This is a genomic window from Allocoleopsis sp., assembly GCF_036703385.1.
Classification (GTDB): Bacteria; Cyanobacteriota; Cyanobacteriia; order Cyanobacteriales; family Coleofasciculaceae; genus Allocoleopsis.
The window spans coordinates 1-13,224 of sequence record NZ_DATNPA010000642.1 but is presented as its reverse complement, the minus strand read 5'-3'; the positions used below and the strand labels follow the sequence as shown (position 1 = coordinate 13,224).

Here is a 13,224-nt window from a genome sequence, read left to right as displayed (position 1 = left end):
TCCCGCAAAGTTCAAGCGGGTTTAATCTCCCTCTTTATATTCTGTAACATTAGACTCGACCACTTCCCTCACCCGATAGATTGGTCTTCCTTGAGATTCGTGATAAGTTCGCATTAATAGCTCACCCAACAGACCAAAACAAAACAGTTGGATACCGGTTAAAAGCAAGACGACTGCCAAGATAAGTAAAGGTCGATTGCCGATGTTTTGACCAAAACCCAGCTTAAGAATGGTCAGATATACGCCTAATCCGATCCCTGAGGCGGTTGAAATAATTCCTAATAACCCAAAAACATGCATGGGTCGCGTCAGAAATTTTTTCATGAAATAAATCGTAAATAAATCCAGTACCACCCGGAAGGTACGCCCTAATCCATATTTACTGCTACCGTGGCGGCGGGCATGATGACGCACAGGTAACTCTGTAATTCTGGCTCCTTCGATAAACGCCAAGGCGGGTAAAAATCGATGCAACTCACCGTAGAGGTTCATATCGGCGATGAGTTCTGCACGGTAGGCTTTGAGAGAACAGCCGTAGTCATGAACGTGTACCCCAGTAATTTGTCGAATCAGCCAGTTGGCAATTTTGGACGGTAGTAATCGAGTTAAGGCTGCATCCTGGCGATTTTTGCGCCAGCCGGTGACTAAGTCATAGCCTTCGTCTAGCTTGGCAATGAGCATGGGAATGTCAGCGGGGTCATTTTGTAGGTCACCATCTAAGGTAACAATGGTGCGACCTCGTGCATGTTTAAACCCGGCTGCCATTGCTGCGGTTTGACCGTAGTTGCGACGTAGAATGACAGCACGTAAATGAGGACGGGTGAGGGCTAGTTGTTTAAGCAGTTCAGCTGAGCCATCTTTAGAGCCATCATCCACACAGATGAGTTCGTAGTTCATGCCTGTGGGGTTCAGTGTGGATGCGATCGCCTCAATCAGGTGAGGCAAACTCTCCACCTCATTGTAAATGGGCACAACTACGGAGACATCAGGGAGAGGCTTGAAGGCAGAATCTCTGGGTACTTGAGTGCTTTGAGATAATAATGAAGGGTTCATACTTTATATGAGAATTCGCGCCAGGGTTTAAGTGAGTGACGGTCTGATTTTACAGACTCTATTACAAATGACTGACGTGGAAAAGAAAAAGTTATCTAGATAGGTGACGACGCAAATAGGCTTGTTGTTGTGCGTGAATTTCTGAAAGTCGGTTGAATGCTTCTTTTGTGTATCGATCTACTTCTCGTTCAATGGCTGACCAAACGAGCTTCAGTACTTTCGCTTCGCGGCAGGCACGAATTAAGGTGCAGCAAGCGGCTACCCATTGTTCTAACTGGCGATAGCTAATGAAGTAGCCGCCCATGCATTGGATATGCACCCAAAGGACATGCTTCCATTTTTCCCAGCGCCAAACTCGGCTTGGGTCGATTTTGAGATATTTGGCAAGTTGTTGGCGGGTAATAACAAAGGTTTCGGGGTTGAGGCGATCGCGCAGGATGTTCATGGTTGTTATGGAGTCGGTGCTGTCTGTGCTGAATCTTGGAAGAACCCCTCCCCAGCATTTGCCCCCTAAATCCCCCAATTCTGGGGGACTTTGAACTCCGGTTCCCCCCACCCCTCTCGTTCTCCCCTAAGAGGGGAGAGGAGTAAGGACGAAGCCTTTTTTTATTGGGGGGTTAGGGGGGCGAAATGCAGTGAGTTTAACTAAATCAGGAGATGTCTGTAGACGGTAGCCTTAATAAAGGGGATTGAGGGGGCTTCGGGGACTGTTGCACGTCAGTATCTAGCTCATCTGGCATTACGTCAAAAACAACTTCAAAGGGAACGCTGGGTATCATTTGCTTGAGGATTCGCAGATGTCCCTCCGCGTCTACTCGACGGCGAAAGCGTCCGACGATGAGGGTACGCATATTGGGGAAGGGGCGAATAATGCACCAGGGATTGAGCCGTTGTAAGTAAGTCATGACGCCCTCCTAATCTGGTTTTTGGGTTGCTTTTTTAGGGTGTTTTGAATGATGGTTTCGATTGTGTGGCGTCGGGTGTTGTTGTTTTGCGGGTGGAGTACCCAAGCGCTGATGGGATCGGGCTGGTAGGTGAGTTTGTAGAAAAGTTCGGGGGTGATGATAACTTTCCAGACTGGCTGTTTGGGTTGTTTGCGAAGTCGGTAGCCGCGTTTGTGGAGTGCTGCTTTGATGGCAGCAATCTCTGTGGCGACTCGGAATGCTTCCGTCGCTTTTGATTTTTTCATTGGTAATCTATTAGTAGTAGATTTAGCAGCGATCAGCCGAGGCGAAATTACACGCAGGGGCGATCGCATTTTTTGCTGTTGGGTATGACACTGATTCAGAGGTCAGGAAAAACAGCAATCAGGCAAGCGAATCTGTGAACATCCAAGAGCTAGTAAGCAGGTTGGATGACCGTTTCGTGATATGAAACACAAGAGAAAGGCAGACATCTCAAGGGCAACCAATTTTCAGCCAGAAGTTGGCTTTACGATTTGTACACCCTTTTTACGTCCGCTCCCTCTGGTTTATGTTTAAACATTTATGTTTATTATCTTAGGATGTCCGAGGAGAAAGATCAACTAACGTTAGCGAAATTGCGAAAACGGGCTGGGCTAACTCAGCGTCAGGTTGCAGATGGCTTAGGTATCACCAACAAAACGGTTAGCGAATGGGAGCGAGGGATAGGTGAGCCTCATTTAACCATTTCTGAAACTCAGCGTCTGATGGATATTCTGCAATGTACGTTTGAGGAGCTACTGGAGGCGACGAGTCAGCGCCCTCAGAAGTAGGGACTCTTCAACAGGGCAATGAATGTGGCGAGCGATCGGCTGCAACATGCTACAACTTGAAGGCGATCGCTTTACCTCTAATCACTGGGTTGATGGAACACTGCTTCGCTATCGCCAAACCATATTTCGCACTGCACAACCGGACAACCACCAGTTTGGGAGATTGACAAGAGCGATTTTTAACCCATCAGCTTATCAATTGGGGTTGCTATCATATTCGGAGTAGCGGTAGGGATAGCGAAATGACGCTCGCGGACGTTCGTGAACTAGTGCAATATGTCACCAATGCTCAGGGTAAAACGATAAGCGTATTAGTACCTCTAGAGGTTTGGGAAGAGATTCTGAAATCGTGGCAGGCTCTTTCAGACCAGCTTGAGCAAGTGGATGAAGCGGAACCTAACGAGCAAATTCTGGCAGATTTGAAAGATTCCCTTCGCCAAGTAAAAGCAGGACAAACATTCCCTATCTCTGAATTATGGGATGGAATTGATGTCTGAAGATTCGACGATTGAGGTTCGATTTACGCTGCCGTTTAAGCGTCGGCTGAAATCCCTCTCTAAGCGTTATCGTCAGATTCAGAAGGATATTCAGCCCATCATTGTTCAGCTTCAGGCTGGAAATTTTGTTGGTGTTCGCATTGCTGGGACAAACTACATCGTTTTCAAGGTGCGGGCAAAAAATAGCGATATTCCCAGTGGAAAAAGTGGCGGGTATCGCTTGATTTATCAGTTGTTGTCGCCGCAGTGTGTTTCGTTACTGTTGATTTACGCCAAGTCCGATCAAGCAGATGTGGCTACGGAAGACATCGAAGCGGCGATTGAAGAAGTAATGGAAGAAACCTAAATACTTAGACCTCTATAGTGCTTTAATCAACGCATCTGTATTTTCAGTTCGCGCAGCATCCGACTAGTTCCCTCATCAATCGCTTTTTGCACCAGTTGCGGAATCATTTCGGTGATAGGCAGCTTGGGAAAGATAAAGCTGACAGATGATTCAGCGTAGTCACCATTGTGAAGGAGGTAAATCTTGAGTTGGCGATTCCGATAAATCCACACTTCCGGAACCCGCAAACTTTCATAGGCATCCAAAGTAGTCTTTGAGGTGACATCAGACTCAATGGCAAGATCGGGGGGTGGATAAACTGCCAAATCCATATCGGTACAGCCTCGAACACAACTGGCATTCTGGATGTAAAGGCAAGTATCAGGTTCAACTCCCGCAATTTCGGGTTGCTTCAAAGTAGTTGAACCAAAATCTTCCCAGTCCCGCTCTTGGGCATCCAAGATAGCTTTGACAATATCACCAATGATGCGATGGGGTCTTTCATGTAATGCCAGAGGAGACATAATTTCTAGCGTTCCTAGGTAGTAAGCGATGCGGGTGTTGCGCTGTTCTCCCAGTTCAGCAAGAAGTTGTTCAAAATCCTGCCAAGAAAGGTTATGAATGCTAATCATGCTACCCGGAGTCAGTTCAATGGCACGAATGGGAATGGTAACGCTCATCGGTAGTTCCTCCGTTGATACCTGACGAAAAATAGAAAGAAGAACAAGAAAAATCTAATCCCTGTTCTGATAACTAGCAACCACTCTCCCCGCCTTAACAAACTGCCGAAAATACGATCGCCCTATCTCATCCCCATCTTCCGAGAGTTGGTCAACGGCAATCCCATTGCGTCCTGTTTGTTGACCGGAACTATGGATGTAATACCCATCACCTAAATGTAATCCCACATGGTTCACTTTCTCAGCTTTGGCGAAGAAAACCAAATCCCCTGTACGTAGTTCTTTAAACTCAATCTCTTGGGTAAAATCGGCTTGCTGATAGGAGTCTCTGGGTAGCCAAATTCCCGATGCCGCAAATGCCGCTTGCATCAGTCCGGAACAATCGTAGTTTGGCCCTACCGTACCGCCCCAGAGGTAGTAATTGGGTTGCTGCATCGCCGCTTTTGTAAAGGCAATAATAGCGGGAATACGTTCTTGAATTTGCTCTAGGGAAAGAGCGATCGCACGATACCTCGTTTCCGCTGGCTCCAGTCCAGCAAACTCCTGCACGGGCAACCAAGCACCATAGCCATCTTCACACAAACGCACCTCCAACGCCTCCTCAACAGAATTTTTTGGCAAAATCTGCAAGTGACGCCCTACAGCGGCCTGCGTTGCCAAACCCTGGCAGCGAGGAGAATCATACAGGTTTAGATTGACAAGGCAGCGGTACTCATCAGCTTGATACGAGGAGTCATGAGTCATTTGAGTTATTCGTGATAGATAAGCAGTAATCTGGGAAAGACTTTAACCTTAAACAGCAAAATTCCAAAGTCTAAACACCATTTCTAATCACTCAACTGCCACTAATGACATTTTTCCGGAAAGACGAACCACTAGAAAAACTCGGTACCGAAATCCTTGAAGCCACTTGGGCTGAGTTTCCAGGACTTGCCCGCAATCAAATTGCGCTGACTTGGATTGTCTACGACCCACCCGTGCCTGTCAATACGGGGGGTGCCCTTTCAGCAGAGGAATTCTGGAAACACCAAGTCCGGGGTTTTAGCTATCGAGGTGTGGAGCGAATTTACCCAGCCAGTGTGGTAAAACTCTTCTACTTGGTTGCGATCGCGGAATGGTTGGAAAGTAGCATGATTCCCCCCTCGGCTGAGTTGGACAGAGCGATGCGGGACATGATAGTCGATTCCAGCAATGATGCCACAAGCTTAGTCGTTGATATCTTAAGCGGCACCACCAGCGGCCCGGAGTTACCCAATGGTCCCTTTGAAACCTGGAAGTTCCAGCGCAACATCGTCAATCGTTACTTTCAGTCTTTAGGCTGGCAAGAACTGGAATCCATCAATGTGAACCAAAAAACCTGGGGAGATGGCCCCTATGGGCGGGAGCGGGCGTTTTTGGGAGAAATGATGGAAAATCGCAATATGCTGACGACTGAGGCTACGGCGCGGCTATTGCACAGCATTATCGGGGGAGTGGCGGTTTCTTCTGTGCGATCGCAAGCCATGATGAGTTTAATGCAACGTAACCTCAACCCTGCTGACTTAGGGCAGGATGAGGAAAATCAGATTACAGGATTCTTGGGTGAACCCCTTCCCCAAGACGCTCAACTTTGGTCTAAAGCGGGTTGGACTTCTCAAGTACGCCACGACGCCGCCTACATTGAGATTCCCTCCCTACGTCCCTACCTGCTAATAGTCTTTACCGAAGGTAAAACTCATAGCAAAAATCGAGCCATTCTTCCCTTTGTTTCCCACCAGGTTATCGCCGCTGTGAATAAATTAGCCTAATGAGGAATCATCTAGTAGGGTGCGTCGCGACGCACTCTACAGGTTTTTAAGCGGCGTAACTTAAGGTATGGCTTAGAGTTGAAAGAGCAGAATGTGGCTTCCAGAATAATTCTGAGTCAATTTGTTGAGTCCGAATGAGATACTCCAATTGTGTTAACCGCGTGAATCCTCTAAACCGAAAAATATCTTCAGTCAGATCGATTTTATTGAACAAATCAAACAATTGTTGGGTACCTTGTTGAGCATTCCACTCGCATTTGAATCCAGGCAATTTATGATTAATTTTCTCAAAAGAAACTCGATAGCTGCGGTTGTCTGTACCTCGCGCTCCAAAACTCAGCTTACACTCGTTGAACACCGTGGCAATCATCTCAGCAATCTCTTTGATTGTGTAGTTGAGAGTGGTATCACCAACGTTAAAGACTTGGTTGTGAACGATGTCTCTGGGCGCTTCAAGCGTGCAAACAATAGCATTACAAATATCAAGGACGTGAACTAACGGACGCCAAGGACTCCCATCACTCATGATCTTGAGTTGTTGAGTTGTCCAAGCCATTCCGGCTAAATTATTTAAGACGATATCAAAACGCATTCTAGGAGAAGCGCCGAAAGCAGAAGCATTCCGCAAAAAAGTTGGAGAAAAACTATCATCAGCTAACGGTTTGACATCTTGCTCAACCAAGGCTTTACATTTGGCATAAGCTGTTTGTGGATTGACAGGGGTTTCTTCTGTCGAGAAGTTCTCCTGACTCGCAATGCCATAAACACTGCACGAAGACATATAAACAAAGCGACAGATATTCATTGCCTTAGCCAGTTGGGCAAGACGAACCGAGCCTTTGTAGTTGATATCGTAGGTGATACTGGGAGCCAATTGTCCAGTAGGGTCATTAGAAAGTTCTGCCATGTGCACGATGGCTTCGATTCCTTCTAAATCTTCTGCTGTAATATGCCGCAAATCTTTGTTGAGGGTTTTAGCGGTTAATTCTGTAGCATTGTACAACCAACCTACTTTATAAAATCCTGTATCTAGTCCAATGACTTCATGTCCGCGTTGCATCAGAATTGGAGCTAATAAGGAGCCAATATACCCTTCAGTTCCAGTTATCAAAATTTTCATGGATTGTCACAAAACTGATTAATTGACGTCAAAAAATACTCTTTACTCTAGAATCTTAAAAATTATGCAAAGCCTCTATTTTTAGGGGGTGTTAGGGTTACATATTTACCCTAATCCTATAAATGGTGCCGTTGCGTAATTCCTGATTTTAAAAATAAAGAGATTGTTGATTTTTGTGTTTTTCGATTGGAAAAATTGAATAGTGTCTTGCTAGTTCATCACACCTGAGACTTCTCTAGATGGAACAAAGTAGCTCTGCCAAGTTTCAACTAAACGCTTAGACTCCGGAGTTCCTTCTACAGGAAATATTTCCATAAACTCTTTATCAGTGTTTGGGTCGTATGGCCCTTCTTTGACTTCCAGTGTCACAGTATTAGGAGCCAACGCTACTGCCGTATGATAAGTTCCTTCAGGGACTTCGATTCCAAGGGTTGAGCCATTGGCACTCACTAATTCTTGGTGAATAATTTGACCTGTTTCATCCATGAAAATGAGTCCCATTGCACCCTGGATAACCAAGAAAAACTCAAAGCCATTGATTTCCGGTGGGCGGATGTGTCGATGGGGACGGACGTAAGTACCAGGTTGGAGGACATTAACAAATCTTTCAACTTTTTCTGAGTGATGATGGAAATTATAGTTCTGACGTTGGCGATGATTTTTGCTCGATTGCTCTGCTACTTTTTCCAATAATTCTTGGGTAAGCCGCTTGATCGGTAATGATTCCATGCAAGAATTCCTAATGACTAAATTCTTCAAAAATGAAGATGATCACTCTATAAACAGCCAACTGAAACCCTCGTTTTTCTAGGGTTGATACCTAGGATAAATTAGTATTCCCTTAATGGCTGTACCTTAACTTTCAAAGCCTCATGTATTAGCCGTTATCATATGTCAAGCAACTTAACAATTTTAAAGAAGGCTTAAGAGTGTATTGAAGAGATAAATAAAACACTTCCCCAAATTACCTGACCAGGGTTTTCACTATTTCTGAAATACAGCAATTTGGTTAATTTCCCTTTTATTTTATTTGGGTTTTTTGCGATTTATTTTACAAGATAAATTTATTCTCTCTGTAAAGTAAAGCTTTGTCAAGGAAAAATTTTCATATATGAAAACCCCAAAAAACCTTCGTAGATTTTGTAGATTCTATGAACTCGATTGTGGTTCTGCAAGAAACGACAAAATTATAAGATTGAGGTTGCACATTAGGTGAGCGTTCTTGTTGTGCGATCGCCAGTGTTCTGCCTAAACAAAAATTAAGAAACGCAACCCATGCCTCAGATTCAACATATGGTTTTGCTCAAGTTCAAGCCACAGGTCACACGCGAACAAATTAATCAGGTGTTCGGCCTACAGGCAAAACTTCAGCAATTAATTCCGGGTATTACCTATTTTTCCGGGGGGTCATACTCCAGTCCAGAGGAACTGAACCAAGGTTACACTCATGGATTTCTGATGACATTCGAGAGTGTAGAAGCTCGTGATGCCTTTGTGCCCCATCCCGAACACGAACGGGTCAAAGCTGTATTTTTTGAATTGCTCGAAAGTGCGATCGCATTTGATTTTGAAGCGTAGTGGTTGCCTGGATGGACAAATCAAACAGGTAAACCATTTTCATCCGTCACACACAGACCCTACTTACTAATACCTCCACACCTGTTCTCAGACACAACCTTTAGCGTGCTGTTTGAGGAATGCCAATCCTTCATAGGCGATCGCCTCCGGCGTCGAGGCAAGGTTCCGCCAGATGCGTCTGAGGGTCTTTTGGCGGACACGACTATCATCGTCAATCAAACTATATTCTCCGCTCAGACCGAAACACATCGTGCATTCCAGCTCAGTTCTCTCCAATTCTCTGCGGATTTTCGTCGCCGGAAAGTCATTATAGTCAAAACGGGCGATCTCGACGCCGTCACAGCCATGTTCTTTCAACTGTGCCAGAAGCGCTAAGTTCGACTCGTTAAATGCTGCTGTCCAGAGAAAGGTGCTGATGCTGTATTTCATGACTCAAGCAGAAATCCTTTGACAAACGTGATTTAGGAAAATGACTATTTATCACAATAGGTCTATATACCACCTTTTCAAAAAGTAAAATCGGTATTTTTGGTTTTCACGTTTTGTGTCAATCCTTCAGCCTCTGTGCCAGAGACTCTATCACCCGTCGTGCAGGTCAGTCTGAGGATGCATTCTAAAATCCTCCGACAGATGGAAGATTGTTTTGTTAAGTCTCTTCCAGAGTATGTAGCGTTAAATCGCAGAATCTTTTAAATTGACCTCAGGGATTTTAGTTGTCTAAGACTATAATCCGAGAAAATTGACGAATAAGTTGAGTTTCTTGCAGTTTCTGACATCATTGTCGAGGGGTGACCGTGAACCGTATCTCTTTTAAACTCATTTCTTTCTTACTCGGTATGACAGCGTTAACCGTCGTCAGCAGTACCGGGTCTGCTAGAGCTGAAACGCCTAGCACTAATTCATCCTATGGGGGCTCCGCAGCGACGGCTGTACCGATGCAAGTCGATGCGCCCACCGCGACAGCCATGACCACTGTTGATCCACTGACGGCTAATTCTACTCCTCCAGTAGAGCAGTCTGCGCCGATTTATGCACCACTGCAAACGGCTGAGTCTGCTGCCACACCCGCCACAACTGTTGACCCAGTCGCGACGAATCCTTCTGTCGCGCCAATTCCAGAACAAACATTGGCTCAACCCCAGGAGCAACAAGCTCAGCTTCCAAACCTCAATCCTGCTCAAGCTGATGCTCAGAGACGGCAAGCGGTAGCAATGGGTGATGACCAGCAATCTGCTCCTGAGGTAACGACTGGTGTCAGCACAGCTAACCCAATGCCAGGACAATCCTCGACCTCTGCCGCTTATCTCACAGAGCAGCCAGAAGCTCCTTCTCAGCCACAGATGTCCTCTGAGCAGGCAAACACCACTGTGGCTCAAAGCCTGGAAAATATCGAGCCAGGTCGAGCTACTCGTGGGGGTCGGAGCTACGTCGGAATTGGTGGCAACCTGGGTTTGAGTGGTGCCACTGGTATAGGGAAGGGTGGCTTTGTGATTAACAGTAAAATTGGTTTGACTCGAAATATCTCCGCTCGACCTTCTGTCATCATCGGAGACAGTACCGATTTTCTGATCCCGCTCACTTACGACCTCGTCCTTGAGTCTGCCGATCCCTTTCAACCGGTTCCCTTCGCTCCCTTTTTCGGTGGGGGTGTTGCTTTCACTACAGAGAGTAACAACGATATTGGTTTCCTACTTACGGGTGGCGCTGATTTCCCGTTGTCCAGGAACTTTGTTGGCAATGCGACAGTTAATGCGGGTTTCTTTGGAGACACCACATCTATTGGCATTGCACTAGGCATTGGTTATCAATTCTCTGGTTTCTAAACCGAGTTGAAACGTCAGTTCTTAAAGTAACGGTCAGCCCCCTAGAGGAAATCCTTCCTTCTAGGGGGCTTAATCTATATGGGAGTTTCAATAACGCTCTTCTGTCACTCTAGGAAAAGAAAAATAGCAGCCAACGGATGAAACTCCTACTCCATGAACGATGTAGCGATCTGCGCTTCTCCCAAGGGGAGACGCCAAGGGCGAACGCAGCAGCGCTTCGCTATCGCAAACTGATAGAAACCCATGTCTTAAGCCGAATGGCACTGACTTAAGAACTTTCCTAGCTCACCAACCAACCCTTGTGCAGGGGGTCTGGGGGAGGCACCCCGTCCCCCAGTGGGGGGTTTGGGGGGAACCCCCCCAATCTGGGTTTTTCCCAAACAACGATCACTTTTCCCTTAAGTCAGTGACATTCGTCTTAAGCCTCTATGCCGAAAGTCGCTTTGTGAATACTGACACTACTTGGGGTTACGGTGTCATTTTCTAACACCAATCATTTGCGGCTTAGGGGTTTCTCCTGATTGGTGCAAGATCTGAGTTTATCTACTTATCAGTAGCGCAAGCGACAGTCTATGGAGCCGACTTGGTGTGTGGATTGCGGGTCTAACACTCGACTTGCTACATCGGACAGTTACTTTTCCCCCGAATAGGCGTTGAAAGCCATAGCCACCATATCAAAAGGTGCTTCCCTCCATCGCGAGTTTCCAAATTTGACAACTTCAATTCAAGAAATCTATCTATAAATACGAAAAGTCTATCGATAAACCGAAGTTTATGTCTTGTCTTCGGCGTTTGACTATGGCATCCTTTTAAAACAGTTAAATTCCGAGCGACAAACCGGAGATTAAATTTGGCTACTGCTCCGACGTGATTTGAGTGAAACGAGTGGGGCAGCAGATTCAATGCGGGGATGGAGCCGTATGCATATCAAACGATTGTCTTTAAAGAGTGTTGTTTTTTCTCTGCTAGTTGTTTCCTTAACCTTTACCAACGCTTGTGGTAACACCTCTGCCAATACTTCAGGTGGTTCCTCTGGCAAAAGAGTGATTCGGATTGCGATCGGTACCCAAGATCAAACCATTAACACCGTGACAGGTGGTGCAGTCATCCGAGAAGAAAAGCTACTGGAGAAGTATCTGCCAAAAACAGGGAAATACCAAAATGTTGAGTACAAAATTGAGTGGTCTAGCGCCACATCAGCTCCACCAATTACAAACAAAATGTTGGCGAATCAAATTGATATCGGCAACATGGCGGACTTTCCGGCAACGATCAACCTGACGACGTTTCAGAAAAAAGGCAATGGCGTCAAAACGGTTTTAATCTCATCTCTTGCCTACAGCCCTAATGGAGCTGGAAATGCGGTTGTTGTTCCAACCGACACACCTTACAAAAAACTAGCAGATTTGAAGGGGAAAAGCATTTCAGTTCCTTTCGGTACCTCCGCGCATGGAATGCTGCTGCGGGCGCTGAAGAATGAGGGCATTGATGCACAGAAAGAAGTGACGTTAGTAAGTCAATCACCAGAAGTAGGTGGCACGAGCCTGAGAAGCCGTCAGATCGATGCTCATGCGGATTTTGTGCCCTATGGTGAGTTGTTTCCCTTTAGAGGCTTTGCTCGCAAGATTTACGATGGTGCGCAAACGGAAACTCCAACCTTTCACGGAGTTGTAGTGCGATCGGACTTTGCCAAGGAAAATCCCGAAATTGTGGTGGCTTATCTGAGGGCGATGCTGGAGGCGAATCAGCATTTCCGGGAACAACCAGAAGCCCTCTCTGCAAAGTTGGAGAAGTGGACAGGGGTTGAGAAAGAAATCTTTTATATGTTCCTCGGTCCATCGGGTATTCAAAAGCTCGATCCGAGAATTCAGCCCTACCAAATCACTGCACTCAAAAATAGCGTGACGACGTTGAAGCAGATTGGAAAATTGGATGCCAGTGTGAATCCAGATGATGTGGCAAGTTGGACGGATGACAGTTACCTGAAACAAGCGCTCAAAGAGAGCAACATTAGCGAACAAGATGTGGCTAAATCGGCGGATAATTTGGTTCGTGGTAATGATGCACTCACTCAAGAATCGATTCAAGATCCAAAACTAGCAGCTCAGATTTGGGTAGAAGGAGAAGATAAAGTTCTCAGTTTTGCCTCAATCAAGAATATGCTGACAAAGCTGCAACAGCTCAAGTCTGAGAGCAAGACAGCGGCTGTATCCTTCGTGCACGATCGCGACAAAGGTTGGAAATTATTCGCCCAAAATTCTTTCTATGTTCAGAATGGTGACCAGGTATCTGCGTTCCTACTAGAGAAAGATGCACAAGCATTTGCTAGTAAAACTGGAGTGAAGGTTGCAAGCTTTCAAGAGTTGCAGCAACTTTATGCCAAAAATATGCAGTCGAAAGATTTAGCGGTTGCGCGATGAATGAAGTGGAGCGATTGAAACCATAGAACTATATTGATTCAAATGAGAGGTTTGTAATGGCTGTATCTTCAAAAGCAGCACAAAAGGCAAAAGGAGAGAAGTACAGTACACTGGGTAGCAAATTTTTGAGGCAGCGCTCCCTGGCAAAATTAGCGGTTGTCAGTCTGGCACCGCTCAAAAGTCGCAATTTAAAGCGAGCAATTTCC

At 45.9% G+C, this 13,224-nt stretch carries 18 protein-coding genes; 9 read left to right on the top strand and 9 right to left on the bottom strand.

Annotated elements, in window-relative coordinates; genetic code table 11:
* Positions 1 to 21: 21 nt before the first annotated feature.
* The 4 genes from V6C93_RS30405 to V6C93_RS30390 all read right to left on the bottom strand — a co-directional run bounded on the left by V6C93_RS30405 (position 22) and on the right by V6C93_RS30390 (position 2,242).
* Positions 22 to 1,053: a glycosyltransferase family 2 protein gene (locus V6C93_RS30405; RefSeq protein ID WP_333480417.1), complete on the bottom strand. Its 1,032-nt coding sequence runs from the start codon at positions 1,051 to 1,053 to the stop codon at positions 22 to 24.
* A 91-nt stretch (positions 1,054 to 1,144) separates the two neighbouring features.
* Positions 1,145 to 1,498 (bottom strand): hypothetical protein, encoded by a 354-nt coding sequence (locus tag V6C93_RS30400; protein ID WP_333480416.1) that lies wholly within the window; start codon positions 1,496 to 1,498, stop codon positions 1,145 to 1,147.
* A 205-nt stretch (positions 1,499 to 1,703) separates the two neighbouring features.
* Positions 1,704 to 1,958, bottom strand: a complete 255-nt coding sequence (locus V6C93_RS30395) for a hypothetical protein (RefSeq protein ID WP_333480415.1) — start codon at positions 1,956 to 1,958, stop codon at positions 1,704 to 1,706.
* A complete protein-coding gene (locus tag V6C93_RS30390; RefSeq protein ID WP_333480414.1) occupies positions 1,955 to 2,242 on the bottom strand; it encodes a hypothetical protein in 288 nt (95 codons plus the stop codon). Before V6C93_RS30390 ends, V6C93_RS30395 begins: the two co-directional genes overlap by 4 nt.
* Positions 2,243 to 2,557: 315 nt before the next feature.
* Between V6C93_RS30390 and V6C93_RS30385 the strand changes: the two genes are divergently transcribed.
* From V6C93_RS30385 to V6C93_RS30370, 4 genes are read left to right on the top strand one after another with little or no spacing between them, the layout of a single operon-like run.
* Positions 2,558 to 2,788: a helix-turn-helix transcriptional regulator gene (locus V6C93_RS30385; RefSeq protein WP_333480413.1), complete on the top strand. Its 231-nt coding sequence runs from the start codon at positions 2,558 to 2,560 to the stop codon at positions 2,786 to 2,788.
* Positions 2,789 to 2,810: 22 nt separating this feature from the next.
* A complete protein-coding gene (locus tag V6C93_RS30380) occupies positions 2,811 to 3,014 on the top strand; it encodes a hypothetical protein (protein WP_333480412.1) in 204 nt (67 codons plus the stop codon).
* A 16-nt stretch (positions 3,015 to 3,030) separates the two neighbouring features.
* The gene (locus tag V6C93_RS30375; RefSeq protein ID WP_333480411.1) at positions 3,031 to 3,285 is read left to right on the top strand and encodes a hypothetical protein; all 255 of its coding nucleotides are present in this window, start codon (positions 3,031 to 3,033) and stop codon (positions 3,283 to 3,285) included.
* On the top strand, positions 3,278 to 3,631 hold the full coding sequence (locus V6C93_RS30370) for a type II toxin-antitoxin system RelE/ParE family toxin (protein ID WP_333480410.1): 354 nt from the start codon (positions 3,278 to 3,280) through the stop codon (positions 3,629 to 3,631). The genes V6C93_RS30375 and V6C93_RS30370 overlap by 8 nt, the downstream gene beginning before the upstream one ends.
* 26 nt (positions 3,632 to 3,657) lie before the next feature.
* Here V6C93_RS30370 and V6C93_RS30365 read toward each other — a convergent pair whose 3' ends face one another.
* Both V6C93_RS30365 and V6C93_RS30360 read right to left on the bottom strand, forming a co-directional pair.
* A complete protein-coding gene (locus V6C93_RS30365) occupies positions 3,658 to 4,290 on the bottom strand; it encodes a Uma2 family endonuclease (RefSeq protein ID WP_333480409.1) in 633 nt (210 codons plus the stop codon).
* A 54-nt stretch (positions 4,291 to 4,344) separates the two neighbouring features.
* A complete protein-coding gene (locus V6C93_RS30360; protein WP_333480408.1) occupies positions 4,345 to 5,034 on the bottom strand; it encodes a C40 family peptidase in 690 nt (229 codons plus the stop codon).
* 104 nt (positions 5,035 to 5,138) lie between these two features.
* Here V6C93_RS30360 and V6C93_RS30355 point away from each other — a divergent pair, with 104 nt between their 5' ends.
* Positions 5,139 to 6,077, top strand: coding sequence for a serine hydrolase (locus tag V6C93_RS30355; RefSeq protein ID WP_333480407.1), 939 nt, complete (start codon positions 5,139 to 5,141; stop codon positions 6,075 to 6,077).
* 46 nt (positions 6,078 to 6,123) lie between these two features.
* On the opposite strand, the gene V6C93_RS30350 is transcribed toward V6C93_RS30355, so the two are convergent.
* Entirely contained in the window at positions 6,124 to 7,197 is a 1,074-nt protein-coding gene (locus V6C93_RS30350) for an SDR family oxidoreductase (protein WP_333480406.1), read from the bottom strand.
* A 210-nt stretch (positions 7,198 to 7,407) separates the two neighbouring features.
* Entirely contained in the window at positions 7,408 to 7,926 is a 519-nt protein-coding gene (locus V6C93_RS30345) for a WbuC family cupin fold metalloprotein (RefSeq protein ID WP_333480405.1), read from the bottom strand.
* 546 nt (positions 7,927 to 8,472) lie between these two features.
* Here V6C93_RS30345 and V6C93_RS30340 point away from each other — a divergent pair.
* The gene (locus V6C93_RS30340; RefSeq protein WP_333480404.1) at positions 8,473 to 8,775 is read left to right on the top strand and encodes a Dabb family protein; all 303 of its coding nucleotides are present in this window, start codon (positions 8,473 to 8,475) and stop codon (positions 8,773 to 8,775) included.
* An 87-nt stretch (positions 8,776 to 8,862) separates the two neighbouring features.
* On the opposite strand, the gene V6C93_RS30335 is transcribed toward V6C93_RS30340, so the two are convergent.
* On the bottom strand, positions 8,863 to 9,204 hold the full coding sequence (locus tag V6C93_RS30335) for a hypothetical protein (protein WP_333480403.1): 342 nt from the start codon (positions 9,202 to 9,204) through the stop codon (positions 8,863 to 8,865).
* A gap of 365 nt (positions 9,205 to 9,569) precedes the next feature.
* Between V6C93_RS30335 and V6C93_RS30330 the strand changes: the two genes are divergently transcribed.
* The 3 genes from V6C93_RS30330 to V6C93_RS30320 all read left to right on the top strand — a co-directional run bounded on the left by V6C93_RS30330 (position 9,570) and on the right by V6C93_RS30320 (position 13,018).
* Positions 9,570 to 10,598 (top strand): hypothetical protein, encoded by a 1,029-nt coding sequence (locus V6C93_RS30330; protein WP_333480402.1) that lies wholly within the window; start codon positions 9,570 to 9,572, stop codon positions 10,596 to 10,598.
* Positions 10,599 to 10,735: 137 nt separating this feature from the next.
* Complete coding sequence (locus tag V6C93_RS30325) at positions 10,736 to 10,870, top strand: hypothetical protein (protein WP_333480401.1); 135 nt, start codon at positions 10,736 to 10,738, stop codon at positions 10,868 to 10,870.
* A gap of 648 nt (positions 10,871 to 11,518) precedes the next feature.
* A complete protein-coding gene (locus V6C93_RS30320) occupies positions 11,519 to 13,018 on the top strand; it encodes an ABC transporter substrate-binding protein (protein ID WP_333480400.1) in 1,500 nt (499 codons plus the stop codon).
* Positions 13,019 to 13,224: the final 206 nt, after the last annotated feature.

Excerpts from the sequence above, each read along its gene's own strand:
- V6C93_RS30360 (WP_333480408.1), bottom strand. The coding sequence starts at position 5,034 with ATGACTCATGACTCCTCGTATCAAGCTGATGAGTACCGCTGCCTTGTC.
- V6C93_RS30325 (WP_333480401.1), top strand. The coding sequence starts at position 10,736 with ATGAAACTCCTACTCCATGAACGATGTAGCGATCTGCGCTTCTCCCAA.
- V6C93_RS30370 (WP_333480410.1), top strand. The coding sequence starts at position 3,278 with ATGTCTGAAGATTCGACGATTGAGGTTCGATTTACGCTGCCGTTTAAG.
- V6C93_RS30365 (WP_333480409.1), bottom strand. The coding sequence starts at position 4,290 with ATGAGCGTTACCATTCCCATTCGTGCCATTGAACTGACTCCGGGTAGC.
- V6C93_RS30350 (WP_333480406.1), bottom strand. The coding sequence starts at position 7,197 with ATGAAAATTTTGATAACTGGAACTGAAGGGTATATTGGCTCCTTATTA.
- V6C93_RS30405 (WP_333480417.1), bottom strand. The coding sequence starts at position 1,053 with ATGAACCCTTCATTATTATCTCAAAGCACTCAAGTACCCAGAGATTCT.
- V6C93_RS30355 (WP_333480407.1), top strand. The coding sequence starts at position 5,139 with ATGACATTTTTCCGGAAAGACGAACCACTAGAAAAACTCGGTACCGAA.
- V6C93_RS30400 (WP_333480416.1), bottom strand. The coding sequence starts at position 1,498 with ATGAACATCCTGCGCGATCGCCTCAACCCCGAAACCTTTGTTATTACC.
- V6C93_RS30380 (WP_333480412.1), top strand. The coding sequence starts at position 2,811 with ATGTGGCGAGCGATCGGCTGCAACATGCTACAACTTGAAGGCGATCGC.
- V6C93_RS30385 (WP_333480413.1), top strand. The coding sequence starts at position 2,558 with ATGTCCGAGGAGAAAGATCAACTAACGTTAGCGAAATTGCGAAAACGG.
- V6C93_RS30375 (WP_333480411.1), top strand. The coding sequence starts at position 3,031 with ATGACGCTCGCGGACGTTCGTGAACTAGTGCAATATGTCACCAATGCT.
- V6C93_RS30340 (WP_333480404.1), top strand. The coding sequence starts at position 8,473 with ATGCCTCAGATTCAACATATGGTTTTGCTCAAGTTCAAGCCACAGGTC.
- V6C93_RS30320 (WP_333480400.1), top strand. The coding sequence starts at position 11,519 with ATGCATATCAAACGATTGTCTTTAAAGAGTGTTGTTTTTTCTCTGCTA.
- V6C93_RS30345 (WP_333480405.1), bottom strand. The coding sequence starts at position 7,926 with ATGGAATCATTACCGATCAAGCGGCTTACCCAAGAATTATTGGAAAAA.
- V6C93_RS30390 (WP_333480414.1), bottom strand. The coding sequence starts at position 2,242 with ATGAAAAAATCAAAAGCGACGGAAGCATTCCGAGTCGCCACAGAGATT.
- V6C93_RS30395 (WP_333480415.1), bottom strand. The coding sequence starts at position 1,958 with ATGACTTACTTACAACGGCTCAATCCCTGGTGCATTATTCGCCCCTTC.
- V6C93_RS30335 (WP_333480403.1), bottom strand. The coding sequence starts at position 9,204 with ATGAAATACAGCATCAGCACCTTTCTCTGGACAGCAGCATTTAACGAG.